The 22,782-nt window shown below is 65.2% G+C and carries 25 protein-coding genes; 7 read left to right on the top strand and 18 right to left on the bottom strand.

Annotation, left to right across the window (positions count from 1 at the left end):
* Nucleotides 1–5: 5 nt before the first annotated feature.
* The 6 genes from MSTE_RS24915 to MSTE_RS06350 all read right to left on the bottom strand — a co-directional run bounded on the left by MSTE_RS24915 (nt 6) and on the right by MSTE_RS06350 (nt 5,025).
* Nucleotides 6–452, bottom strand: a complete 447-nt coding sequence (locus MSTE_RS24915; RefSeq protein WP_157997647.1) for a hypothetical protein — start codon at nt 450–452, stop codon at nt 6–8.
* Nucleotides 453–584: 132 nt separating this feature from the next.
* Nucleotides 585–890, bottom strand: a complete 306-nt coding sequence (locus MSTE_RS06370; protein ID WP_096499840.1) for a hypothetical protein — start codon at nt 888–890, stop codon at nt 585–587.
* Nucleotides 887–1,183, bottom strand: a complete 297-nt coding sequence (locus MSTE_RS06365; protein ID WP_096499838.1) for a hypothetical protein — start codon at nt 1,181–1,183, stop codon at nt 887–889. Before MSTE_RS06365 ends, MSTE_RS06370 begins: the two co-directional genes overlap by 4 nt.
* A complete protein-coding gene (locus MSTE_RS06360) occupies nt 1,183–1,782 on the bottom strand; it encodes an MspA family porin (RefSeq protein ID WP_096499836.1) in 600 nt (199 codons plus the stop codon). Before MSTE_RS06360 ends, MSTE_RS06365 begins: the two co-directional genes overlap by 1 nt.
* A gap of 120 nt (nt 1,783–1,902) precedes the next feature.
* Nucleotides 1,903–2,361 (bottom strand): hypothetical protein, encoded by a 459-nt coding sequence (locus MSTE_RS06355; protein WP_096499834.1) that lies wholly within the window; start codon nt 2,359–2,361, stop codon nt 1,903–1,905.
* A gap of 57 nt (nt 2,362–2,418) precedes the next feature.
* Nucleotides 2,419–5,025: a bifunctional FO biosynthesis protein CofGH gene (locus MSTE_RS06350; RefSeq protein ID WP_193442056.1), complete on the bottom strand. Its 2,607-nt coding sequence runs from the start codon at nt 5,023–5,025 to the stop codon at nt 2,419–2,421.
* Nucleotides 5,026–5,142: 117 nt separating this feature from the next.
* On the opposite strand from MSTE_RS06350, the gene MSTE_RS06345 reads away from it, so the two are divergent.
* A complete protein-coding gene (locus MSTE_RS06345; RefSeq protein ID WP_046255588.1) occupies nt 5,143–5,904 on the top strand; it encodes an O-methyltransferase in 762 nt (253 codons plus the stop codon).
* Here MSTE_RS06345 and MSTE_RS06340 read toward each other — a convergent pair.
* The 8 genes from MSTE_RS06340 to MSTE_RS06300 form a co-directional block, all read right to left on the bottom strand.
* Nucleotides 5,901–6,236, bottom strand: coding sequence for a hypothetical protein (locus MSTE_RS06340; RefSeq protein ID WP_096505531.1), 336 nt, complete (start codon nt 6,234–6,236; stop codon nt 5,901–5,903). The genes MSTE_RS06345 and MSTE_RS06340 overlap by 4 nt on opposite strands.
* A 139-nt stretch (nt 6,237–6,375) precedes the next feature.
* Nucleotides 6,376–7,197, bottom strand: coding sequence for an N-acetyl-1-D-myo-inositol-2-amino-2-deoxy-alpha-D-glucopyranoside deacetylase (gene mshB, locus MSTE_RS06335; RefSeq protein ID WP_096505529.1), 822 nt, complete (start codon nt 7,195–7,197; stop codon nt 6,376–6,378).
* 11 nt (nt 7,198–7,208) lie between these two features.
* Nucleotides 7,209–9,002: an ABC transporter family substrate-binding protein gene (locus MSTE_RS06330; RefSeq protein WP_096499832.1), complete on the bottom strand. Its 1,794-nt coding sequence runs from the start codon at nt 9,000–9,002 to the stop codon at nt 7,209–7,211.
* Between the two features lie 49 nt (nt 9,003–9,051).
* Nucleotides 9,052–10,944: an alkyl/aryl-sulfatase gene (locus tag MSTE_RS06325; RefSeq protein WP_096499830.1), complete on the bottom strand. Its 1,893-nt coding sequence runs from the start codon at nt 10,942–10,944 to the stop codon at nt 9,052–9,054.
* A gap of 94 nt (nt 10,945–11,038) precedes the next feature.
* Nucleotides 11,039–11,428, bottom strand: coding sequence for a nitroreductase/quinone reductase family protein (locus tag MSTE_RS06320; protein WP_096499828.1), 390 nt, complete (start codon nt 11,426–11,428; stop codon nt 11,039–11,041).
* Between the two features lie 47 nt (nt 11,429–11,475).
* On the bottom strand, nt 11,476–11,856 hold the full coding sequence (locus tag MSTE_RS06315; RefSeq protein WP_096499826.1) for a VOC family protein: 381 nt from the start codon (nt 11,854–11,856) through the stop codon (nt 11,476–11,478).
* Nucleotides 11,857–11,865: 9 nt separating this feature from the next.
* Nucleotides 11,866–13,770: a translational GTPase TypA gene (gene typA / locus MSTE_RS06310; protein WP_162291383.1), complete on the bottom strand. Its 1,905-nt coding sequence runs from the start codon at nt 13,768–13,770 to the stop codon at nt 11,866–11,868.
* Nucleotides 13,771–14,032: 262 nt separating this feature from the next.
* Nucleotides 14,033–14,428 (bottom strand): (deoxy)nucleoside triphosphate pyrophosphohydrolase, encoded by a 396-nt coding sequence (locus MSTE_RS06300; RefSeq protein ID WP_162291382.1) that lies wholly within the window; start codon nt 14,426–14,428, stop codon nt 14,033–14,035.
* A gap of 26 nt (nt 14,429–14,454) precedes the next feature.
* On the opposite strand from MSTE_RS06300, the gene MSTE_RS06295 reads away from it, so the two are divergent.
* The gene (locus MSTE_RS06295; protein ID WP_096499819.1) at nt 14,455–14,739 is read left to right on the top strand and encodes a 4a-hydroxytetrahydrobiopterin dehydratase; all 285 of its coding nucleotides are present in this window, start codon (nt 14,455–14,457) and stop codon (nt 14,737–14,739) included.
* Between the two features lie 129 nt (nt 14,740–14,868).
* On the opposite strand, the gene purU is transcribed toward MSTE_RS06295, so the two are convergent.
* From purU to MSTE_RS06280, 3 genes are read right to left on the bottom strand one after another with little or no spacing between them, the layout of a single operon-like run.
* Nucleotides 14,869–15,768: a formyltetrahydrofolate deformylase gene (gene purU, locus MSTE_RS06290; RefSeq protein WP_096505525.1), complete on the bottom strand. Its 900-nt coding sequence runs from the start codon at nt 15,766–15,768 to the stop codon at nt 14,869–14,871.
* Between the two features lie 12 nt (nt 15,769–15,780).
* The gene (locus MSTE_RS06285; RefSeq protein WP_096499817.1) at nt 15,781–16,587 is read right to left on the bottom strand and encodes an SDR family oxidoreductase; all 807 of its coding nucleotides are present in this window, start codon (nt 16,585–16,587) and stop codon (nt 15,781–15,783) included.
* 42 nt (nt 16,588–16,629) lie between these two features.
* Complete coding sequence (locus MSTE_RS06280; protein WP_096499815.1) at nt 16,630–17,844, bottom strand: mannosyltransferase; 1,215 nt, start codon at nt 17,842–17,844, stop codon at nt 16,630–16,632.
* 141 nt (nt 17,845–17,985) lie between these two features.
* Here MSTE_RS06280 and MSTE_RS06275 point away from each other — a divergent pair, with 141 nt between their 5' ends.
* Nucleotides 17,986–18,639, top strand: coding sequence for a hypothetical protein (locus tag MSTE_RS06275; RefSeq protein ID WP_046252878.1), 654 nt, complete (start codon nt 17,986–17,988; stop codon nt 18,637–18,639).
* Nucleotides 18,640–18,668: 29 nt separating this feature from the next.
* Here the strand turns inward: MSTE_RS06275 and MSTE_RS06270 are convergent, their stop codons facing one another.
* Nucleotides 18,669–19,244, bottom strand: coding sequence for an HhH-GPD-type base excision DNA repair protein (locus MSTE_RS06270; RefSeq protein WP_193442078.1), 576 nt, complete (start codon nt 19,242–19,244; stop codon nt 18,669–18,671).
* A gap of 116 nt (nt 19,245–19,360) precedes the next feature.
* Between MSTE_RS06270 and MSTE_RS06265 the strand changes: the two genes are divergently transcribed.
* From MSTE_RS06265 to MSTE_RS06250, 4 genes are all read left to right on the top strand, one after another.
* Complete coding sequence (locus MSTE_RS06265) at nt 19,361–19,654, top strand: hypothetical protein (protein WP_046252876.1); 294 nt, start codon at nt 19,361–19,363, stop codon at nt 19,652–19,654.
* Nucleotides 19,651–20,679 carry a TPR repeat region-containing protein gene (locus tag MSTE_RS06260; RefSeq protein ID WP_096499811.1) on the top strand — a complete coding sequence of 343 codons (1,029 nt, stop codon included), beginning with the start codon at nt 19,651–19,653 and terminating at the stop codon, nt 20,677–20,679. The genes MSTE_RS06265 and MSTE_RS06260 overlap by 4 nt, the downstream gene beginning before the upstream one ends.
* 132 nt (nt 20,680–20,811) lie before the next feature.
* Nucleotides 20,812–21,135 carry a DUF485 domain-containing protein gene (locus MSTE_RS06255; RefSeq protein WP_408645909.1) on the top strand — a complete coding sequence of 108 codons (324 nt, stop codon included), beginning with the start codon at nt 20,812–20,814 and terminating at the stop codon, nt 21,133–21,135.
* Nucleotides 21,132–22,766, top strand: coding sequence for a solute symporter family protein (locus MSTE_RS06250; protein ID WP_096499807.1), 1,635 nt, complete (start codon nt 21,132–21,134; stop codon nt 22,764–22,766). The genes MSTE_RS06255 and MSTE_RS06250 overlap by 4 nt, the downstream gene beginning before the upstream one ends.
* The last annotated feature ends 16 nt before the right edge of the window (nt 22,767–22,782 follow it).

Below are 22,782 nucleotides of genomic sequence, written 5' to 3'. Positions count from 1 at the left end.
GGGACCTACCGATATCCGTTGCACCAGCGGTGCGGATGCATCTGGCGGCACGCCCTCCAGATGTCGTTCGGGTCCGTCGTGGTGGTACTCGGTGGCGCGTCGGTTGTGGGCGTGATCGCCGGTGCCGGGAGGTAGGTGGTTGCGGTCACCGTTTCCGTGACCGTCTCCGTCGACGAGGTCAGGGGCGAGGACGACGGGGACGGGGACACCGACGCAGACGTCGAGGGTGTCGTCACCGACGTGATGGGGACAAGTGGTGGCGCCGTTGTCTTCTGGGGAACGAGAAGCAGAAACCCCAGAGCGATCAGCGCCAGCACTCCGGCCGCGGCGGCTATCGCAACGATCCAGACCTGACGGGATGTGCCCCGGGACGGCGGGGCCACTGGGAGCAATTGCGTGGGCTCGTCTCCGCCGTCGCTCCAGGCCCGCACCGTGTCTTCGTAGGACGGCATTCCTCGGCACCTCCGTGACTGTCATCGCTCGATCTGCTACCGAGCCGATGGCGCCGGATGCCGCCACGCTAGTGAGCGATTCTGAGGTGCCGCTGAGATGCAGCTGCCAAATACTTGGACGATTCGCGGGGGTCAGCGCGTCGCCGTGCCGGTTGGATTTTCCAGCTTCCCGTCTCCGATTCCAACACCGGGCTTCACTCCACCCGGCACCCCGGCGCCGTCCACTACCCCGGCCGAAATCCTGGGCCCCCGCGCGGGGCCCGACATCAGCACCGGCAGTTGAGTACCGCGCGAGGGACGCAGCGCGGGCAGCTGACCGGGCACGAAGACCGGGTTGTAGGGCGCCGGAATGGGCGGTGGCGGAGCCGCGGCGACAGGCGAGGCAAGGCCAACCGCGATTGCCGCCACAATCGTTGCTACACAAAATATTCGGATCATGGTGTTACTCTTTCAGTCATGCCACGTGGGTCCTCCAGCTGCCCGGCGTTCATACCGGCGCCTATTCGGGCGGTGTACCCGGAGTCGACACCGGCGGAGATCCGGGTGCCACGCGGCGTTGCCGGGGACAGCCCAAAGGGGGGTTGCGCCGCGGTCGCCGCATAGTTGGGTGTCCCACCGGGCACGGCCACCGGCACCGCAGGCATGGGGTTCACCGGCGGCGGGTCCGCCATGACCGGCGGCGCCCACAACAAGGACGTTAATACCGTTGTGGCACAGACGAATTTAATCATCAGATCTTGATCGGATCGCCATAGATCGCGAACTCGGTGTAACCGGTCTCGGTCGACGCGCGCAGCGAGGCGAACGAACGGATCGTCACGTCACCACCGCAGGCATCGGCCTTCACGTGCACGTTATCCAAGTCCAGCGCGCCCGTACCACCGTGGGAGAGAACCATGTTGGCCATCGGAAGATTGACGATGACGCCCGGCTGCACCACGGTTTGAACGAAACCGCCGACTCCCGCGCTACCTCCGACTCCCACCGATGGTGTGGGTGCCACACCAAGACTCACCGACGGTGCGATGCCCGCCGATCCACCAAGCTGCAAGCCCGAGGACACATCCGATTGGCAACCGAGCTGATATCCGATGACAAAGAGGCTGTCGGTGATGGGGTTGGCGCCACCGGAGGCCGTCGCGGTTCCCGACAAGGTGATGAATGCCTCGCGCGAGTTGGTTGCCGCAGCCAGGTTGGGAACCACGTTGACCCGTTCGTTGTCGAGTCTGATCTGCAGTTGCCAGCCATCCCGGGTCGTCCGCGAATATGACTGCGGCGCCATCTCTCTGGGCTCTGCACTAGCCGGGGCTGCGACCATGAACCCAAGCATGGCAACGATGAAAACTTGTCGCTACGAGTCGGATGGTCACGCACATCACGATGCCCAAACCGGCCACCGGAGTTAACCCACCGCGATCCAGTCAGTCAGGTGCGCGCAGAGACCGTCAACTTAGCGGAACCCATCGCAGTCGCGGCGCGGATGCAGTTCGTGACACAACCGGCCTTCTTCCGGACGTGTCGGCACCACTTCTGTCGGCGTCACCTCTGTCGGCGCGACCGGCGCGGGCGTCTCCACCACCACCGTGGTTTCGATAACGGTGGTGACCACCGTCTCCGTCGGCGGCACGACGGGCACCGAACTACTTGGCACACGCGGATGTTCGGTCGTCGAGGTCACCGGGGCCGGGGTCACCGGCTCCTCAACCTTATCCACCTCCAGCAGGGCCAGAACCAGCGCCGCCACAATGGCCAGGCCCGCCGCCGCGCAGACGATCCACACCCAGCGCCACGAGCGATTGCCCACGGAAATCTCGGAGTCGTCCGCCTCGGAGTACGCAGCGGCAGGCGGATCCAACGGCCGCTGGGCAGTCGGCGGCATCGACTCCTCGTCGGGCGGGAATTCGGTCATCAGGGCACGAGGCTACCGCCATCAACGGCGGCCCACTGCCGAAATCCGTACTCGCGCTCAGGCCGCGGACGGCCGCCGTGCGTAGGTGGTGGTGCGTTCCACTGCGGGGCGTCCGATGCCGTCGGCGATTTCTTCCAGCTCGGCAATGGTCTTGGCGGATCCGTGTTCGGAGCCGGCCATCCGGGAGATGGTCTCCTCCATGAGGGTGCCGCCCAGATCGTTGGCGCCACCTTCGAGCATCTCCCGCGTGCCGTCGATACCGAGCTTGACCCAGCTGGTCTGGATGTTGTGGATACGCCCATGCAGCATGATGCGTGCCAGCGCGTGCACCGCCCGGTTGTCGCGGTTGGTGGGCCCGGGGCGCGCGGCACCCGCCAGATACAGCGGTGCGCTCTGATGCACAAACGGCAGCGGTACGAACTCGGTGAATCCGCCTGTACGGTCCTGAATTCCGGCGAGAACACGCAGATGCGCCACCCAATGTTTGGGGGTATCCACGTGCCCGTACATCATGGTGGAGCTGGACCGCAGCCCCACCTCGTGTGCGGTACTGATGACATCGATCCATTCCGACGCGGGCAGCTTGCCCTTGGTCAGCACCCACCGAACCTCGTCGTCGAGGATCTCGGCGGCGGTACCCGGAATGGTGTCCAGACCTGCGGCGCGCAGTTCGGTCAACCACTCACGAACGCTCTGGCCGCCCTTGGACGCACCGTTGACGATCTCCATCGGGCTGAAGGCGTGCACATGCATGCTGGGCACCCGCTTCTTGACCGCGCGCACCAGATCGGCGTACCCGGTGACCGGCAGCTCCGGGTCGATACCGCCCTGCATGCAGACCTCGGTGGCACCGGCGACATACGCCTCCCAGGCGCGGTCCCCCACTTCCTCGGCCGAGAGCGAGAAGGCGTCGGCATCGCCCTTGCGCTGCGCGAAGGCGCAGAAACGGCAGCCGGTGTAGCAGATGTTGGTGAAGTTGATGTTCCTATTCACCACATACGTGACATCGTCGCCGACCACGTCCGCACGGATCGAATCAGCCAGTGCGGCAACAGCATCCATAGCTGGGCCCTCGGCGGTCGCCAACGCCAGGTACTCGTCGTCGCTGCAGCCGGCCGGATCTCTCTCGGCAGAGCGCAGCGCCGCCAACACGTCGCCGCTCACCTTTTCCGGCGCCCGCGCATTCAGCTCACGAACATGTTCGCGGATGGACTCCCAGTCCCCGAAGGCGCTCGCCAGATCGCTACGGGTGTCGGTATTGCGGCCCTCCGAGTCGATGGCCGCGTGCAGGTCTACCCGGCCCGTGGACTCCCAGGTCTCGTCGGGCTCCTGCCAGGGCAATCCCGTCGGCGAAATATCGAGGGCGTAACCGGTTTCCGGGTCGGCCAGGGCCTCCACGTGTCCACGTACCCGCGGGTCGATCCACGCCGCCCCGGCCTGCACGTACTGCGGGTGCGCGGTGAGCCGCTGCACCAGGTCGTATCCGGCCTCGGCGGTCACGTCGGCGAGATCGTCTACCGCGGGCCAGGGGCGTTCGGGGTTGACGTGGTCGGGCGTGAGCGGCGAGACACCGCCCCAGTCGTCCACACCCGCCGCGATAAGCGCGAGGCATTCGCTGCGGGACACCAGGTTTGGCGGCGACTGCACCCGCATCTTCGGGCCGAGCACCAGCCTGGTGACGGCGATGGTGGCCAGGAAGTCGTCGATATCGGCATCGGGAGTCGACTTCATCGCGGTGTCCGGCTTGGCCCGGAAGTTCTGCACAAGCACTTCCTGCACGTGGCCGAACTCTTTGTGCACCTTTCGGATCGCGTGAATGGTCTCGGCCCGTTCGGTCAGGTTCTCCCCGATGCCCACCAGCAGCCCGGTGGTGAAGGGGATGGACAGCCGACCGGCGTCGGTCAGCGTCCGCAGCCGCACCGAGGGGTCCTTGTCGGGGCTGCCGTAGTGCGCCTCGCCCCGCGTCTCGAACAGCCGCCGCGACGTGGTTTCCAGCATCATCCCCATCGACGGCGCCACCGGCTTGAGCCGCGCCAGCTCGGACCACGTCATCACGCCCGGGTTCAGGTGCGGCAGCAGCCCCGTCTCTTCCAGCACCCGGATCGACATGGCCCGCACGTAATCGAGCGTGGTGTCGTATCCACGCTCATCGAGCCACTGCTTGGCCTCCGGCCAACGGTCCTCGGGCCGATCGCCCAGCGTGAACAAGGCCTCTTTGCAACCCAATTCAGCGCCGCGACGGGCAATGTCCAGGATCTCGTCGGGCTCCAGGTACATACCCTGGCCCTGCGCGCGCAGCTTGCCCGGAACCGTCACGAAGGTGCAGTAGTGGCACTTGTCGCGGCACAGATGGGTAACCGGAATGAACACCTTGCGTGAATAGGAGACCGGCAGACGCCCGGCCGCGCCGAGACGCCCGGCCGACTCCAGCCCGGCATCGCGCACGCGCGACGCACTGGCCATCAGATCGACAAGATCGTCTCCCCGCGCGGTCAGCGCGAGAGCGGCCTCATCGACGTTCAGCGTCACGCCGTCGCGGGCGCGGCGCAGCACCCGCCTCAGCGCGGGCGATGAGCCACCTGCGCGAGCGGCATCCGGAACAGAAGATGCCGCTTTCGGCGAGGGAAAGGCGGGATTCGGCAGCGGCGTTACGTCGTCGGGCACGTTTGTACAACCGTCGGTCACCCCCAGATCATCCGCCCGTACCAAAAGCCCCACCACTCGGGGGTTCATCAACGGGACCACGCTGCGAAAACACCCGGGATGGCTAGGCTGATCTTCGTGAGTCTTACGAGAACGCTCAAGCAGAAACTTCCGTTTCTGCGGTATTCGTTTCTGCGTGCGGTGTTCGGCGGGCTGAACGTCATGCGCACTGGTCAGATGGGCGACGGCCGCGAAGAGGCCACCGCCGAGCACGTCATCGCCACCGCCCCGGCCGGGGATGTCGACGCCGCGATCGACGCCATCGACAACTTCGCGTATGACCAATCGATTCTGATGAATGTCGGCGACGAAAAGGGCCAGCTGCTCGACGCAGCCGTCAAACGCGCCAATCCCAAGATCGCGCTGGAGCTGGGCGCGTACTGCGGGTACAGCGGGCTACGGATCGCGCGTGCGGCTCCCGGCGCCAAGTTCTTCTCCATCGAGAAGTCGGGGGCCAACGCCTCGGTGGCACGTCGAGTCTGGGCACACGCCGGGCTGGCCGACCGCACCACCTGCCTCACCGGCACGGCCGACGACGGCACCACCTTGGACACACTGACCAAGGACTACGGGTTCACCGAGGGTTGTCTGGACTTCGTGTTCATCGACCACTGGAAGGACGTCTACCTGGACGACCTGCAGCGGCTGATGGAACGGGGCTGGCTGCATCCGGGGACGATCGTGGTCGCCGACAACGTTGGCTTCCCCGGCTCCCCCAAGTACCGCGCGTACATGAAGGAGCAGCAGGGCAAGCGCTGGCAGACCATCGAGCACGAGACCCACGTCGAGTACCAGACGTTGGTGAAGGACTTGGTCCTCGAGTCGGAGTACTTGGGCTAGACGTTCGCCCTACGTAGGACATACGCCGCGGGCAGCACGCCGAACACCAACAGCAGCACGGGCCCGAACCCGGTGAAAACCACGTCACCGCCGGGCCCGCCGAACAAGAGCAGCGTCGTGGTCGCCACGAATGCCCACAGCGGTGCCCCCGACCATCGCGTCGACGGTGCCCATTGCAGCGCGCACCACACCAGCACCACGTTGAGGACAGCGCTGATGACCAGGCCCAGCGGAACAAGAACCCCGCCAAAGCGCGTGTTGAGCAGGGCAGCGCCGAAAATGGCGCTGATGATGCCGTCGACAATGAGCGCGGTCAGAACGAACGCGCGCAGATAAACGTTCAGACGTCTAAATCGGGACGGAGTCGAGCTGGGCCACGAGTGAGCCGACGACCCATTGGAAGTTGTCCAGCCGGTCTTGCCAATGCTGCTGGTTGGGGTCCAGGTCCGGATCAGGTGGCATGGATCGAGCTTACAACTCGATGCCGGCGAACAGATCTGATTCCCATCCGGTGTCGACACCGGCCACACCACGCACCAGCACAAAATGCTCGATGTCCCCGAGGGGCAACGCGATCAAGTTCGACAGCGCCAGCGAGGTCCCGTCCTCGGAGACGGTGAGCTGGGTGGCATGCGCGCGCAATGCGGCCGCCTTGGCGTCGCGATAGGCCGAGACGTCGATGGCGGCGCTGATCTGCTCGTCGGCATAGGTGGGTATGACGTCGAGGGGGGCGGGCTCACATCCCGGAGGCAGCTGCCTCATCGCGGCGAGTCCCGCGCTTAGCGCATTGGTAGCGATGACGGTCCAGTACAGCTTGGCCACCTGCCAGGAGGCCTGCTCGACCGCGGCGGTGGTCACCGTGTGTGCCTGGATGTGGTCGGGATGCCCATATCCCCCGAAGGGGTCGTAGGTGATGACGACGTGTGGGCGGTGTTCCTCGATCAACCGCGTCAGTTCCGCGACGGCATCGTCGATGTCGGCGCCGGCGAATGCCCGCGGATGCAGCGGCCCGGTGTCGGCCATGCCGGAGTCACGCCAGTGCCCCGCACCGCCGAGGAAAACGGGCTGCTCGATGCCCAGGTGTTTCAACGCGGTAGACAATTCAGCGATCCGGTACCCGCCGAGTTGATCGGCGTGGTCAACGGCGAGCTGTGCCCAGCGGTCGCCGATCACCTCGCCTTCCTCACCGAGGGTGCAGGTGACGACCTTGACGTCCGCACCTTCGGCGGCATACCGCGCGATGGTTCCGCCGGTCGTCAGGGATTCGTCGTCGGGATGGGCGTGGACGAGCATCAGGCGGCGGGTCATGGGCGGGTCTTCTTCCACTCTCCTGCCGTGGCGACGATTCCCACCGGAACCGCACCGGTCAGCTCGACGTTCTGCACGCTGGGCCCGGCGGCGGCGATGGTGGTGTCCTGCATGATCGGCAGCACCGTTGCCATCTTCCACAATTGAGGCTCGGCCTGATCGACGACCTTGCCCACATCGGCCTGCCCGGTGAGCGCGGCGTCGATGCCGGCCTGCAGTCCCTCATCACACAACCCGGTGAGATTGCTTGGGGCGCGAACGGATTCTTCCCGCGACGGTGGCGACGGCGTATTGCTCGCCGGTGGCGGGGGCGGTGTGGTGGTGCGAGTCTCGGGCAGCTTGCTCGATTGCAGCGCCGGACAGCCGTAGCGGGAGGCCAGCACAGTGGCGAGGTCTCCGCCCGACTGGTGCCAGCCGACGATGGCGTCGACGCGGCCGTCCGGAATCGCCTGGCCGTACAGCGTGGGCGGATCGAGGGCCAGGACACTGGCCCGCACTCCCGCGTTGCGCAGTTGGTCGGCGGCGGTGTTGGCGACGGCGACCGATGTCGGATCGTTGGCGGCGGCGCCGATCACCAGGCTCAGCGGTTCGCCGTCCCGGGTGATCTGTGGCGGGCCTGCCGGAGCACCCGGTGCCGGCGGTACCTCGACGGCTTCGTATCCGGCTTCTTTGAGCAACGCGAGGGCCGCGTCGCGGGTGAGAGCGGTAGGCGCGGTGGGCTTGTATCCGGGGTCCGAGGGAGAACGCACCTGTGCCGCCGCCAGAGTGACGGCGTTGTCGTTGCCCGCGGCCACCGCGGCCAGTAGCCCGACATCCAACAGTCCGAGCAGCCCGCGGCGCACCTTGGCATCGGCGAGCGTCGGCTGTCCGGCCCGCAAGGTCAGCTGCAAGGTGCGCGGCGCGACGATGCGTGCGGTGCGCACGCCGGGGATGTTGGACAGCTGAGCGAAGGTCACCGCACTGCCGTGTACCTGGGCTACCTGCGTGTCCCCGTTGCGAATGGAATCGGCAAGCACCGTGGGGGCGCCTGCACGACGGAACAGGATTTCGTCGGGAACCGCGGGCTTGGCCCAATACCGGTCGTTGCGGGCAAGCAGGATCTCGTCCCGCTGGGGGTCGATCGCGTCGACCCGGAAGCGTCCTCCGGACGCGGGCATCGACTTGACCAGGCCGGAGGCGAACCCGCCCGGAATGTCCTTCACGATGTGCGCGGGCAGCAGATCGGTGAACAGCTCGCGCCAGGCCGGGTACTTGTGGTCGAAGGTGACGACCACACGCTTGCCGCCGTCACGCGACTGCACGTCGGTGATGTTTCCGTAGCCCGCCGGGTCGACGGTCCCGGGTTGAACGAGCATCTGCTGCCACAGGTAGGAGAAATCGTCGGCGCCGATGGGTGCGTTATCGGTCCACTGCGCCTCGGGACGGATTGTGTAGGTGACCGTGAAGGGTTCCTGGCTGGTCTCCTCGGCGGATACCAGCAGCGTCGGGTCCAGCTCCCAGCGTGAGCCGGTGGTGGTCGTGGAGTCGGGCACCGGGCGGAAGGCACTGGGCAGCACCAGCGAGCTGATCGCGGAGTTCACCGGCGACTGATCCGACAGCAGGTGCGGATTGAATCCGGCACCGATCGAATCGATACCCACCACGATCTGCTCTTTTTTGGGCGGTGGTGGTGTCGTGGAGCTGGTGGTTTCGCTGCCCTGCACGGCCGGAGGCGCGCTGACGGAGCAGCCTGCGAGCAGCACCACACCGAGTACTGCGCACAGTCGCACGCGCGGTGACTCGATCGGCATGAGGACCAACCTTATCGGTGGGGTGCCGTGCGGTGCCCGCGGCAACCGGTCAGGGGGTCACGATCGCAAAGTCGGGATCGGGCTGATCGAGCACGGCGACCAACCGCGCGAATCCGGTCACGTCGCCCTCCACGGTGATCTCTCCCGAAGCGACAAGCTGTGCCGGGTCCGTGCCGTCCAGCAGAACCTTGATGAGGATGGGCCGAGTAAGCGTGAAGGTCACGTCGGCCGCACTGATGTCTGCGGGCCGGTCATAGTGCACCAACACGCCGTTGCGCAGCTCCACGCGGTGCACGCGATCCTCATCGGTGAAACGCCAGTCGCTGACGACGTGCTCATCCCAGGCCTTGGGGCCGTTGATGCGCAGTGAGAGCGCGTCGAACACCTGATCCACCGTCAGCGCCGCCACCACCGAGGGCGAGCCGACGGCCATCGGAGTCCCGACGTTGCCGTGAGACAGTTCGTAGGCGCCCATCAGATAAAAGTTGCGCCAGGTGGCGTTCTCCGATCCGTAACCGAGCTGTTGAAAACAGCTGGCCTGCAAAGCCTTAGCCGCTTCGTTGGCCGGGTCGGCGAAGATCACGTAGTTGATCACCTGGGCCACCCACCGATAGTCCCCCTCCTCAAAGGCGATGCGGGCCTTGCGTAGTACTTCCTCGGCACCACCCATGAACTCCACGTGCCGCTGCGCGTTCGCGACCGGCGGATGCTCCCAGAGGTGCGCCGGATTGCCGTCGAACCAGCCCATGTAGCGCTGGTAGATCGCCTTGACGTTGTGGCTGACCGAGCCGTAGTAACCGCGCGCGTGCCACGCGTGGGCAAGAGCAGGGGGAAGCTGCAGCGATTCGGCGATCTCGGAGCCCACCAGCCCCTGGTTGAGCTGGCGCAGCGTCTGATCGTGCAGGTAGGCATACAAATCACGCTGCAGGGCAAGGTATTCCACCAAACGTTCGGTCCCCCAGGTGGGCCAATGGTGCGAGGCGAACACCACGTCGGAGGCGCGCGCGTACAGGTTGATGGCCTCGGTGATGTACCGCGCCCACACGTGCGGATCACGGACCAATGCGCCGCGCAAGGTCAGCAGATTGTGCAGAGTGTGTGTGGCGTTCTCGGCCATACAGAGCGCGCGGCGCTGCGGGAAGTGGAAATTCATCTCCGCGGGCGCCTCGGTGCCCGGAGTGAGCTGGAAGACCATGCGCACCCCGTCAACGGTCTCTTCCTGCCCGGTATGGGTGATGTCGAGAGTCGGCGGAATCAGCGTGACGGTGCCGATGGAATTGGTTTGGCCAAGGCCGGAGCCCACCTGTCCCAGCGGTCCTCTCGGCAGCACGGCACCGTACATGTACACGGCCCGACGCGTCATCGCGGTTCCCGCATAGACGTTCTCCGCTACCGCATGTTCCAGGAATCCCACCGGCGCCAGGACTGGGCAGTGACCCGCCGCGACATCCTCCGCGCTCACCACGCCCAGAGCGCCCCCGAAATGGTCGGCGTGGGAGTGGGTGTAGATCAGCCCGGTCACCGGCCGATCGCCACGATGACTTCGATAGAGCGCCAACGCGGCAGCGGCGGTCTCCGCGGAAACCAGCGGGTCGATCACGATGACTCCGCGCTCACCCTCGACGAGCGTCATGTTGGAGATGTCCAGGCCCCGCACTTGGTAGATGCCCTCGGTGACGAGGTACAGCCCCTGCCTGATATTCAGGCCACACTGCCGCCACAGGCTCGGATGCACCGACGCCGGGCAGCTGTCACGCAAGAACCCGTAGGAGTCGTTGTGCCACACTGTTTTTCCGGAAGCATCGGTGACGATGCCCGGTTCCAGTGCCGCGATGAACCCCCTGTCGGCGTCGTCCTGGTCCGCGGTGTCGGCGAACGGAAGTTCCTGCGCCGCCGCGACGTTCTGTTCGATGATGCGCGATGAGGGCTGGGTCTGCTCCATATCGCAATAGTACCCACAGGCCCCGCCGAGCGATCACGAAAGCCGTTATCCCTCAAACGAGTTCATGGAGCCAGGGTAACCGCCGTTACCAAAATCAGTCGAGGTCAACCCGGATGGTCAGCAGTTCGGTGCCCACGGCACGGACCACCGCGCTATTGGCCGTCGGCAGCTGCCGCAGCCGCGCGCGAGCGTCATCTTCGGGAAGCAGGTACGCGGTGCCGGTGCGCCATTGGTCGCGGATACGCAGCCGCACCGCTGGGTTGGCTTTGATGTTGCGCACATAGTCGGAGTGATCGCCATGTTCGGAGACCAACCAGAACTGGTCACCGACGAGGCGTCCGCCGATCGCGGTATGACGCGGCTGTCCGGATTTGCGGCCGGTGGTTTCCAGCATCGCGACCGGCAGCTTTCGCCCCACCGGGTTGACGAGGTACCGCTGCGCGCCCCGAACCACCAGCCGCTTGATGGAGTTGAAATCTGCCACGCCACGCAGTCTGCTCCCATTCCGCCGACGATGCGAGGCGGCAAGTCTCAGAGCTCCTTGAGACGAGCTTTGAGCAGGCAGAACTCGTTACCCTCGGGGTCGGCCAAGACATGCCATTGCTCCTGGCCGGTCTGACCGATGTCGGCCGGCCGGGCGCCGAGCTTCAGGAGGCGTTCGAGCTCGGCGTCCTGATCGCGGTCGGTGGGGTTCACGTCGATATGCAGCCGCGATTTCCCGGAGCGCGTCTCAGCACTGAAACTCAGGAACAGCGTCGGCTGCAGGCCGCCGAACCCTTCGCGGGGTCCGATCTCCAACGAGCCGTCCTCCTCACGACTCAGCACGACGAAGTCCAGAACCTCGCACCAGAACCGTGCCAGCGCCTCCGGGTCGCGACAATCGAGCACGAGCTCGCTGATACGACAAGCCATCGGCCAAACCTAGCTGTTGTTGGCGGCCGCCTTCGCCCGTGAGCGATTGCGCGCCCGGGTGTTGGCATCCAGGTCAACCTTGCGCACGCGCACGATTTCCGGGGTCACCTCGACACATTCGTCGGCCGCACAGAACTCCATGGCCTGCTCGAGGTCGAGCTCGATGGGCCGCGCCAGGGTCTCCATGACATCGGCGGTCGACGAGCGCATGTTCGTCAGCTTCTTCTCACGGGTGACGTTGACGTCAAGGTCCTCGGCTCGCGGGTTGATCCCGACGACCTGGCCCTCGTAGGTGTCTTCACCCGGCTCCACGAAGAACTGCCCGCGGTCGGCGAGCTGGATCATCGCGAACGGGGTGATGCTGCCGGTCCGGTCGGACACGAGCGATCCGGTGTGCCGCGCGCGGATCTCGCCCGCCCACGGGCGGTAGCCCTCGAAGACGGCGTTCGCGATACCGGTGCCGCGGGTCAGCGTCAGGAAGTCGGTGCGGAATCCGATGAGGCCACGCGACGGCACGATGAAGTCCATGCGGACCCATCCCGCGGCATGGTTGGCCATCTCCTCCATACGGCCCTTGCGGGCGGCCATCAGCTGGGTGATGGCACCCACGAATTCCTCGGGACAGTCGATGGTCATGGCCTCGAACGGCTCATGCAGCTTGCCGTCGATGTGCCGGGTGACCACCTGTGGCTTGCCGACGGTCAGTTCGAAGCCCTCACGGCGCATCTGCTCGACGAGGATGGCCAGCGCCAGTTCCCCACGGCCCTGCACCTCCCAGGCGTCCGGACGGCCGACGTCGACCACCTTGATGGACACGTTGCCGATGAGTTCGGAGTCCAGCCGTGACTTGACCATGCGTGCGGTCAGCTTGTGCCCGGACACCTTGCCCGCCAGCGGCGAGCTGTTGGTGCCGATGGTCACCGAGATGGCGGGCTCGTCGACGGTGATGCGCGGCAGTGCGTGCGCGTGATCGGGGTCGGCGAGCGTGTCGCCGATCATGATCTCGGACATGCCCGCGACGGCGACGATGTCACCGGCGACCGCCTCTTCGGTGGGGCTGCGGTCAACACCTTCGGTGGCGAGCAGCTCGGTGATCTTCGCGTTGGTGATGACGGGGTGGCCATCCACTTCGCGCATCCACGCGATCTGCTGCCCCTTGCGGATCCGCCCGTTGTAGATGCGGATCAGCGCGAGCCGGCCCAGGAATGCCGAGGCATCCAGGTTGGTGACCAGGGCCTGCAGCGGTGCTTCGGGGTCGCCCTTGGGCGGCGGGATGTGCTCGAGCAGGACGTCGAAGAGCGGGTCGAGGTTCTCACCGTCCGGGTTTTCGCCGTTCGGGGGCTCGGTGGTGCTGGCGATACCGGCGCGGCCCGATGCGTACAGCGTGGGCAGATCGAGCGCCTTCTCGGCGGCCGCCTGTGCTTCCTCGTCGAGGTCAGAGGCCACATCGAGCAGCAGGTCGTGGCTCTCCTCGACGACCTCGGCGATGCGCGCATCGGGGCGGTCGGTCTTATTGACGACGAGGATCACCGGCAGGTGCGCGGAAAGGGCCTTGCGCAGCACGAACCGGGTCTGTGGGAGGGGCCCCTCGGAGGCGTCCACCAGCAGCAGCACTCCGTCGACCATCGACAGGCCGCGCTCCACCTCGCCGCCGAAGTCGGCGTGGCCGGGGGTGTCGATGACGTTGATGACCGTCATGGAGCCATCCGCGTGGTGCCGGTGCACCGCGGTGTTCTTGGCCAGGATGGTGATGCCCTTTTCCTTCTCCAGGTCACCGGAGTCCATCAGGCGCTCGACGGCGTCATCACCTCGGTGCGTGAGCGCACCCGATTGTTTGAGCATCGCGTCGACCAGGGTTGTCTTGCCGTGGTCGACGTGCGCAACAATGGCTACGTTCCGGAAACTGTGGGTCACGTCTGCCAATTCTGGCAGTGAGGACCCCTGTTCACGAAACTGGCGTTATCACGTGTGACGCCCGACATAGACGCAAACACAGCCCAAGACACATTTAGACCCAGAAGTAGGACCCTCAGTGAAGGCCAGCAAGGTCGCACGACTCAAGCCCAAAAAGAAGTGCTGTAAGAGCAAACCGCGCTGCATGAAGTGCCCTCTTGTGGTGCACAAGATGCAAAAAGCCGAGCAGCACGGGCTCTCCGATAAGGAGCTCAAAAAGGTGCTACACCGGGCGCGCGCCCACTAGCGCCGCCCGCAGCGCGGGGATCCATCCCGCGTCCGCGGCGACCCATTCCACGGTGTCGAGTTCGTCGGCGGTGACCCAACGCAGGGCCAGATGCTCATGCGGATGAGGGATGCCGCCGTCGTGCGAGCGTGCGCGATAGGCACGCAGCACGAGGTTCCCGACAACGACGTCCTCGCCGATGCGGGTGCCAACCTCGACATCGATCCCGAGTTCCTCGCGTAGCTCCCGGGCAAGCGCCTGCGGCTCCGATTCGCCCTCGGCGACCTTGCCGCCCGGGAGCTCCCATTGCCCGGCCAAATCGGCAGGTTTGGATCGCTGCGCAATGAGCAGCTTGTCGCCATCGATCACCGCGCCCGCGACCACTATCGCCATGGTGGTCGACGCTATACGTTGAGTTGATGGCCCTGCTCACCGATGACCAGATCAACGCAGCGCTCGCCGAACTTCCCGGGTGGACCCGCGAGGGCGACTCGCTGCGCCGCGTCGTCACGTTCGACGCCTTTCTCGACGGAATCGACGCGGTGCGCCGCATTGCCGAGCACGCGGAAGCTGCAGATCACCACCCGGATATCGATATCCGATGGCGCACAGTGACGTTCGTGCTGTCCACGCATTCCGAAGGTGGTATCACCGACAAGGATCTGGCGCTGGCCGAAACCGTTGACGCGCAGACCAGCCGCTAGGTCCGTGCCACATCGGCCCTGCCCGCCTCTATGCGACAAAACGTGTTACCGGCTCTGCACTGCCCTAGTTGTCGCATAGACGCGGGCAACAGGACAGTGGATGCCGAGGAACTCGGGCGCCGCGCAGCCTTACAAGATCGCGGTGACGTTGCCATGCAGCATGACCCGGTCCTCGCAGTGCCAGGCAACCGCACGCGACAGCACCAGGCGTTCCACGTCGGAGCCGAGTCGGACCAGGTCTTCGACGGTGTGCGTGTGGTCGACCCGGATCACGTCCTGCTCGATGATCGGTCCCTCGTCCAGCTCCGCCGTTACGTAATGCGCCGTGGCACCGATCATTTTCACGCCGCGTTCCCGTGCACGTCGATACGGCATGGCGCCGGTGAACGCGGGAAGGAACGAATGGTGGATGTTGATCAGCGGGCAACTGATCTCGTTGAGAAAATCCGGCGACAGGATCTGCATGTATCGCGCCAGGACCACCAGGTCGACGTTTCCCTGCAGCAAGTCCAACTGCTTGCGTTCGGCTTCGGCGCGGTTCTCGCGAGTCGCCGGGATGTGCACGAAGGGCAGCCCAAACGAGCGCACCTGCTCGGCAAGGTCGGCGTGATTGGAGATCACCATCACGATCGACATGTCGAGCTCGCCGCGACGGTTGCGCCACAGCAGGTCCAGTAGACAGTGATCTGTACGTGACACCATGATCGCGACCCTCTTGGGCTTGGCAGCCTCACTGAATCGGTACTGGATGTCGAATTCTTCGGCGATGGAAGCGAATTGCTTCTCCATGTCTTCGCGCGCGGCGGTGAGTCCGGACCGGTGAAAGACGGTGCGCTGCATGAACCAGCCACCCTGCGGTTCCGTCGAATACTGCGCCAGCGAGATGATGCTCGCACCGGCATCGGCCAGGAACGCGCTGACGGCGGCGACCACACCGATCCGGTCCGGGCATTGCAGCAGCAGCCTGCCGATGTCCTTGGAGTGGAAGGCATCCGAGGATCCCGTGGGGTGGGCCCCTTGGGGAGATATGGGAAACATGCTCTATCTCACCTTCAGTCCGTGCATGCGCGCCAGGAACTTGAGGAACAGCCGAGCGGGCAGCAGCCGTTGTGCGGCCATGATGAGCGGAGCATTACTGCCCTTGGCGTACAAAGGCTTCGGATTCGGATTCAGTGCCACGTCCACAACCAGGCGCGCCAGCTCGTCGGTGGCCATGCCGTGCTGTTCCCGCGCCGCCATGGCCGCGTCGACCGTCTGGAACGCTTCACGATAGGCGGATCCCTCGGCCACGACACGGTTGCGCCGCGTCTCGATCCCTGTGGCGATGACGCCGGGTTCCACGGTGCTTACCGTGATCCCGAACGGCGCGACCTCGTACCGCAGGCAGTCGGCCACGGTGTGCAACGCCGATTTCGCCGAGCTGTAGGTGGACCGGAAGGGCACGTGCAGGGTGCCCGCCATCGACCCCACCATCACGATGGCGCCGCGGCGCCGTTCTCGCATCCCGGGTAGCACCGCCTTGGTAAGCGCCACGGGCCCAAAGACATTGGTGGTGTACAGCTTCTCGAAGTCATCGATGGAGATGTCTTCCAGCGCGCCGATCTGACTTTCTCCGGCGTTGTTGACCAGGATGTCCACCTCGCCCGCCTGCGCGACACATTCGGCGATGCTGGCCTTGTCGGTTTGGTCCAGCCGCAGATACTGCACCCCGGTGATGCGGTCGGTGATGGTGTCCAGATTACGGCTGGTACCGAAGACGCGGTGCCCGCGCTCGACGAAGATCCGGGCCGCGCTCGCGCCGATTCCGCTGGAGGCGCCGGTGACCAGGACGGTCCAGTGTTCAGACATGGCGCCACGGTAGCCGACCGCGCCGACCGCGCCGCACTGCGTCTAGGCGCTACGGATTCGCCGCCCCGTCACCGCCATCCAGGTCAACGTCGCCATTGCCGCCACAATGTCCACCAGCCCGGCCCATGCCAACGGCCAGGGCCGATCGATACGCCAGATGTCCGGTTGGGCGAAGCTAAGCAGCCAGGGCACCCCAACCAGCAAGAGCACCAGCCATCCGTACCCAAAGATCTTCGCGCCCAATTTTTCTCGCCAGGGCCCGTGGAGCAGCCACACCATGAACGGAACCATCCACACCCAATGGTGGGTCCACGAGATGGGCGAGATGAGCAGACCGAACATCTGCACCACGCAGATCCGCCCCAGCCTGTCGTCCACGGCCCGCCAGGCGAAAAAGGCCAGTACCGCTGTCACCAGGTACGCCGCCAGCACCAGTGCTCCCGAGCCCGCGTCGTGGCCGAGAATCCTGGAGATCCCACCCCGCCAGGACTGGTTGAACACGGTGGCGATCGGCCCGATCCGGTCCGGCTTACCCAACAGGTCGGTGAAGTAGTACCGGCCCTGCGCTCCGACGATCGCCACACCCACCAGCACGGTCAGCACAAAGACCACCGCGGCCCACATGGCGGTCGCCCAGCGACGCGCGCCCAGGAAGTAGAGGCCGGAGACCAAAGGGGTCAGCTTCACCCCGCTGGCGAGTCCCACCAGTGTTCCGGAAATCCACCAACGCGAGGAAGTCACCGCCAGCATGATCAGCAGCATCAACAACACATTGATTTGCCCGTAGTCCAGGGTCGAACGCACCGGCTCGGTCCACATGGTCACGGCCGTCCACACGGCGGCCCCGCGCGCGTCGTTGAATCCGAGTAACCGCTGACTCAGCCTGACCACCGCGTAGAGCGCGGCGATGGTGCCCAGAATCCAGCACACCCCGAGCAGGGTGAACGGAAGCAGGTGCAGCGGCCAGAACACCACGGCCGCAAACGGCGGATAGGTGAAGGGCAGCGGAAAGTCGGGCGTCTTGTCCGGATATGTGAACTCGTAGAGATTGCCGTGGCCCAGAGTTGCCGGACCGCTGACGTACACATGCAGGTCCACAAGGTCGGCGCCATGAGGAGTCAGGTACGCCCAGGCGAGGCGCACCGCGACGCTCAGCAAGAGCAGCCACGGACCCCATTCGCGGACACGCCGCCACGCCGACGCGCCGCGTGTCGAAACCTGGGGCTCGGCATTCGCCCTGGTCGGCTCTGTTCTCATCGGGGCTTCGATAACCTCGCTCACTCGTTTTGGTAACGGTTCCATCTACGCCACACGCGTCACTTGAGTAACACGCGTAACGGATTACCTTGGCTTTTAACACCAGTAATCACGTCTAGCGAAACAGCATTGGAGTTCAATATGTCACGGATCACCAACGTCTTCATGGGCGCGTCGATCGCGGCCTTCGCGTCGGCCGGCCTGGCGCTGGGCCTGGCGTCGACCGCCAGCGCTGACCCCATCCCCGCCCCGGGGCCGAACCCGACCAACCCCGCCGCGATCCTGGGCCAGGCAGCTTCGGGCTTCGGTAACGCCCCAGCAGCCGCACCGGTTGCTCCCGCGGCACCCGCCGCCATCGCCGCACCGGCCGCACCTGCACTGCCCGCCGTCGCTCCCGCGGCGCCGGCTGCTCAGGTTCCGGGCCTCGCTCCCGCGGCACCGGCCGCTCAGGTTCCGGGCCTGGCCCCCGCAGCACCGGCGCTGCCTCCGGCTGCCGCTCAGGCACTGACCCCTGCGGCCGCCCAGGCGCTGTCCCCGGCGTCTGTCCCCGCAACCAGCAGCGTGCCCGGCGTTTCGCAGATACCCGGTGCAGACGGTGTCACCCAGACCGTTGATCTGTGGGCCACCAACCTGCCCAAGCTGCTGCCCGCCGGCGTGCAGCAGACGCTGATTCCGCCGGCCCTGGTCAACGGAATCCCCGCCGCCGCAGCGGCTCCCGTCGCCGGGCTGCCCGCCGCCACCGCCCCCGGTGTTGGGGTGGTCCCGTCGGCACCGCTGTTCGCGGCGCTGCCGTAGTTCACGACACAAGCGAGGCGGTCAGGGCTTTATGCCTTGGCCGCCTTTGCTTTTGCCGCAGCCTTCATTTCCTTCTTATGGGCGCGCACCAGCCCGAGCGACTCGCCATCGACGACGTCCGCAACCGATAGGTGGGTGTCCTTCTCGCCATAGTTTCCGGCGGCCTTGCGCCAATCCTTGGGCTGAACTCCGTACTGCTTGCCAAGCAGCGCCACAAAGATCTTGGCCTTCTGCTCACCGAAGCCGGGCAGCGCCTTGAGCCGCTTGAGCAGCTCGGCCCCGTTCGGATCGCCGTTCTTCCAGATGTTCTCGGCGCGGCCGTCGTACTCATCGACGATCTCCTGCGCGAGCACCTGGACACGCTTGGCCATCGAGCCGGGAAAGCGATGGATCGCGGGCCGTTCGGAACATAAGGCCACAAATTTGTCGGGGTCGTACTCCGCAATCTGGTGCGCGTCGATACCGCCGATCCGGTCGGCGATCTTCTTGGGCCCCGCGAATGCGACTTCCATCGGAATCTGTTGATCGAGGAGCATGGCGATCAGAAGCGCTAGCGGATTCTCCTCCAGCAACTCATCGGCGGCCGGGTCTTGCGCAAGCTGCAATTTCGCCAATGTGACATTCCTTCCTTCTGAACTTTGACAACGCCAGCGGTGCTACGCTACGGCAACTTGGGCGACCAAGATCACAGTGTTCGGGGAGGCTGCCGCTGTCAGGCCAATTGGACGTTGATCTAGAGGCGTTGCGCAAGCTGTCGCCGGAATTACGAGAACAGGCCCACAAACTGTGCAGCCGGGCCGATAACCCCACGAGGGTCGAAGCAGGGGATGCTCCATCGCTGACGGCAGTCAGGCGACTGGTCACCGAAGTCATCCCCGAGCTACAGCGCATGTTCGCGGCTCGCTGCGTCAACATGGCCGACCTGTCCGAGCAAGCACAGACCCGGTTCGGGGATACCGAAGAGTACGTGCGCCAGACCATCCTTTCGGCCGCGTCCCTGTCGAGGCCGCGATGAAGTCGGATTACTCGGCCAGAAGGTTGTTGACCAACCATCCCGAACAGTCGATCGTGCCGTTGCGCCTGGCGATGCTGACCGCCACCGAGCTGCAACATCGCGCCCAGGACTACAAGCATTCGGTCGACATGCCCGGCGGCCTTCCGTGGGACGGTGAAACCGCGCGCGCGATCCAGGACACCGCGGCCAGCGACGAGAAAACGATCTACCTGGCCACCCAGATGCTGCTCGATGATGCCCCGAAGGCCTTGGTCACCTTGGAGTTCCAGTCGATCGAGTACCGCCGCGAGGCTGTCGACCTCTACAACGAGGCCAGCGACCATGGCTACACCGTCGCCGAGGACCTCACCGTCAGCTGGAACACGCAACCCCATGCCAGCGCCGAGGTCATCGAGAAGGCAAACCAAACCGCCGCCAAGTTCACGCGGATGATGCGCAAGGCGTACGACAAGTGGTGGGCCGCCGAACTGGAAGCCCAGCAGCAGATCGACGCCATCTGCGATGAGTTGGCGGCCTCGTTCAACCCCTTCTGCGGACTGACTCCCGCACAGGGAAATCTGGACGGGGAGCATTTCCAGGCGGACAACCAGCGAGATCAGAGCGTGTTGAGCAGGGTCAACGCGGCATCGCTCTTGGATGATCGGCAGCTCAAAGATCTCGCCGCGGGTAAGAGCGTCACCATCCCGTCCAACCAGCTGCAGTACCTGTACGAGTTCGCGCAGTCCTTCGATGGGAAGTCCGCCACCGAGATCGCCGCGATCAAAGCAGCGCTGCCCGAGGAATCGTGCGACGCGATGACGCGGGCATTCGATCTGGTTTCCAATAATCAGGTCAAGTCCGGCGTGCCGTTCACCGATGGCGCCCTGAAGAACTTCATCCCCGACGTCGGCTCCGAGCCGCGCCTGCCCGACGGCATCGTCAGTGAAACAATCCACCTGCCTCCGGTCGAGCCCACCGATGCGGAGAAGTTCTTGCGTGCGGTCAACCAGCAGTACGGGGATGAATCAGTACACCGGAGCGTGTGAGCCGCGACTCTTGTGGCTCGTCAGGTGAACACCTGACAAACCAGCGCCGGAAACCCCACCGCTGTGACTCAGCTCTCATTACACTCTCCCAGCACCCTTACAGGTACCCATAAGGAGCCAGCGTTGACCGCGATCGATCCTACCGAGCTGTCCACCGAACGAGCCCTGGAGATCCAGAGCAGCCCGGAATTTCAGGAGCTTCGGAAAACATTGCGCCGCTTTGTTTTTCCCATGACCGCATTCTTTCTCGCGTGGTACGGCCTGTACCTGGTGCTGGGTGCGTTCGCCCATGACTTCATGGCGATCAAACTCGTCGGCAACATCAACGTGGGACTCGTGCTGGGCCTTGGCCAGTTCCTCACGACCTTCGTCATCACCGGACTCTACGTACGGTTCGCCAACCGCGAGTTGGATCCGAAGGCCGCGGCGATCCGTGCCGAGGTGGAACAAGCATGACCACCACATCGACGCTGGCGGCTGAAACCGTCGGCAATCCGGCCACCAACATCGCGATCTTCACCGTCTTCGTCGCCGTCACCCTCTACCTCGTCATCCGGGCCAGCGGTAGCAACAAAACCGCGGAGGGCTTCTTCACCGGCGGCCGCGCCTTCTCCGGTCCGCAGAACGGCATCGCCATCGCCGGCGACTACCTTTCCGCCGCAAGCTTTCTCGGAATCGCCGGGGCCATCGCGGTGTACGGCTATGACGGCTTTCTATACTCCATCGGGTTCCTGGTGGCCTGGCTGGTGGCCTTGCTTCTCGTCGCCGAATTACTGCGCAACACAGGCAAGTTCACCATGGCCGATGTGCTGAGCTTCCGGCTCAGGCAGCGCCCGGTGCGACTGGCGGCGGCCACCTCCACCCTGACGGTATCGCTGTTCTACCTACTCGCGCAGATGGCAGGCGCCGGAGGCCTGGTGGCGCTCCTACTCAACATTCACAGTCGGTGGGGCCAATCGATAGTGATCGGCGTGGTTGGCGTGCTCATGATCGTCTACGTCTTGGTGGGCGGAATGAAGGGCACCACCTGGGTGCAGATCATCAAGGCGGTCTTGCTGATCAGCGGCGCCGCACTCATGACGGCCGCGGTGTTCGCCAAGTTCGGTTTCAACTTCTCCGACATCCTCGGCGCGGCGCAGCACGCCGTCTCCGACAGCCACACCAAAGATGTTGCGTCTCGCGATGTTCTGGCGCCAGGTGCCCAGTACGGCGGCTCGCTGACATCGAAGATCAACTTTCTGTCACTCGGACTCGCGCTGGTTCTGGGCACCGCCGGTCTCCCCCACGTCCTGATGCGCTTCTACACCGTGCCCACCGCCAAGGAAGCACGTCGGTCGGTGGTGTGGGCGATCGGACTGATTGGCGCCTTCTACCTATTCACCCTGGCACTGGGCTACGGAGCTGCGGCCCTCGTCGGACCCGATCGCATTCTGGCGGCGGCAGGTGGCCAGAACTCGGCCGCACCGCTGTTGGCCTTCGAACTCGGCGGCGTCATCCTGTTGGCGGTCATCTCGGCGGTGGCCTTCGCCACGATTCTCGCGGTGGTGGCCGGGTTGACGATCACCGCATCGGCATCCTTCGCGCATGACATCTACGCCTCGATCATCAAGGGCCACAACGTCTCTGAAGCCGAGCAGGTCCGCGTGTCACGGATCACCGCGGTGGTGCTGGGCGTCATCGCGATCGGGCTCGGCATCCTGGCCAACGGGCAGAACGTCGCGTTCCTGGTGGCACTGGCCTTCGCGGTCGCAGCGGCGGCCAACCTGCCGACCATCGTGTACTCGCTGTACTGGGCGCGGTTCAACACCCGTGGCGCGCTGTGGAGCATGTATGGCGGCCTGATCTCCACCATCGTGCTCATCGTCTTCTCCCCCGCCGTCTCCGGCGCGAAGACCGCGATGATCCCCGGGGCCGACTTCGCCTGGTTCCCGCTCGCCAATCCGGGCATCGTGTCGATTCCGCTGGCCTTCCTGCTCGGCATCATCGGGACGCTCACCTCCGACGACAAGGGCGATCCCGGGTTGAACGCCGAGATGGAAGTGCGCTCCCTGACAGGCATCGGCGCGGAAAAGGCGATTGCCCATTAATCGCGCCGGAATGAGA

The sequence above is a fragment of the [Mycobacterium] stephanolepidis genome (assembly GCF_002356335.1).
GTDB lineage: Bacteria > Actinomycetota > Actinomycetes > Mycobacteriales > Mycobacteriaceae > Mycobacterium > Mycobacterium stephanolepidis.
Note: the sequence above shows the minus strand (reverse complement) of the source record. Positions and strands in the feature narration are given on the sequence as shown.

Coding starts and splice junctions, on each gene's coding strand:
- MSTE_RS24915 (WP_157997647.1), bottom strand. CDS start 452: ATGCCGTCCTACGAAGACACGGTGCGGGCCTGGAGCGACGGCGGAGAC.
- MSTE_RS06370 (WP_096499840.1), bottom strand. CDS start 890: ATGATCCGAATATTTTGTGTAGCAACGATTGTGGCGGCAATCGCGGTT.
- MSTE_RS06365 (WP_096499838.1), bottom strand. CDS start 1,183: ATGATTAAATTCGTCTGTGCCACAACGGTATTAACGTCCTTGTTGTGG.
- MSTE_RS06360 (WP_096499836.1), bottom strand. CDS start 1,782: ATGCTTGGGTTCATGGTCGCAGCCCCGGCTAGTGCAGAGCCCAGAGAG.
- MSTE_RS06355 (WP_096499834.1), bottom strand. CDS start 2,361: ATGACCGAATTCCCGCCCGACGAGGAGTCGATGCCGCCGACTGCCCAG.
- mshB (WP_096505529.1), bottom strand. CDS start 7,197: ATGCTCGTCCACGCCCATCCCGACGACGAATCCCTGACGACCGGCGGA.
- MSTE_RS06330 (WP_096499832.1), bottom strand. CDS start 9,002: ATGCCGATCGAGTCACCGCGCGTGCGACTGTGCGCAGTACTCGGTGTG.
- MSTE_RS06325 (WP_096499830.1), bottom strand. CDS start 10,944: ATGGAGCAGACCCAGCCCTCATCGCGCATCATCGAACAGAACGTCGCG.
- MSTE_RS06315 (WP_096499826.1), bottom strand. CDS start 11,856: ATGGCTTGTCGTATCAGCGAGCTCGTGCTCGATTGTCGCGACCCGGAG.
- MSTE_RS06300 (WP_162291382.1), bottom strand. CDS start 14,428: ATGGCGATAGTGGTCGCGGGCGCGGTGATCGATGGCGACAAGCTGCTC.
- MSTE_RS06295 (WP_096499819.1), top strand. CDS start 14,455: ATGGCCCTGCTCACCGATGACCAGATCAACGCAGCGCTCGCCGAACTT.
- MSTE_RS06285 (WP_096499817.1), bottom strand. CDS start 16,587: ATGTCTGAACACTGGACCGTCCTGGTCACCGGCGCCTCCAGCGGAATC.
- MSTE_RS06280 (WP_096499815.1), bottom strand. CDS start 17,844: ATGAGAACAGAGCCGACCAGGGCGAATGCCGAGCCCCAGGTTTCGACA.
- MSTE_RS06275 (WP_046252878.1), top strand. CDS start 17,986: ATGTCACGGATCACCAACGTCTTCATGGGCGCGTCGATCGCGGCCTTC.
- MSTE_RS06260 (WP_096499811.1), top strand. CDS start 19,651: ATGAAGTCGGATTACTCGGCCAGAAGGTTGTTGACCAACCATCCCGAA.
- MSTE_RS06250 (WP_096499807.1), top strand. CDS start 21,132: ATGACCACCACATCGACGCTGGCGGCTGAAACCGTCGGCAATCCGGCC.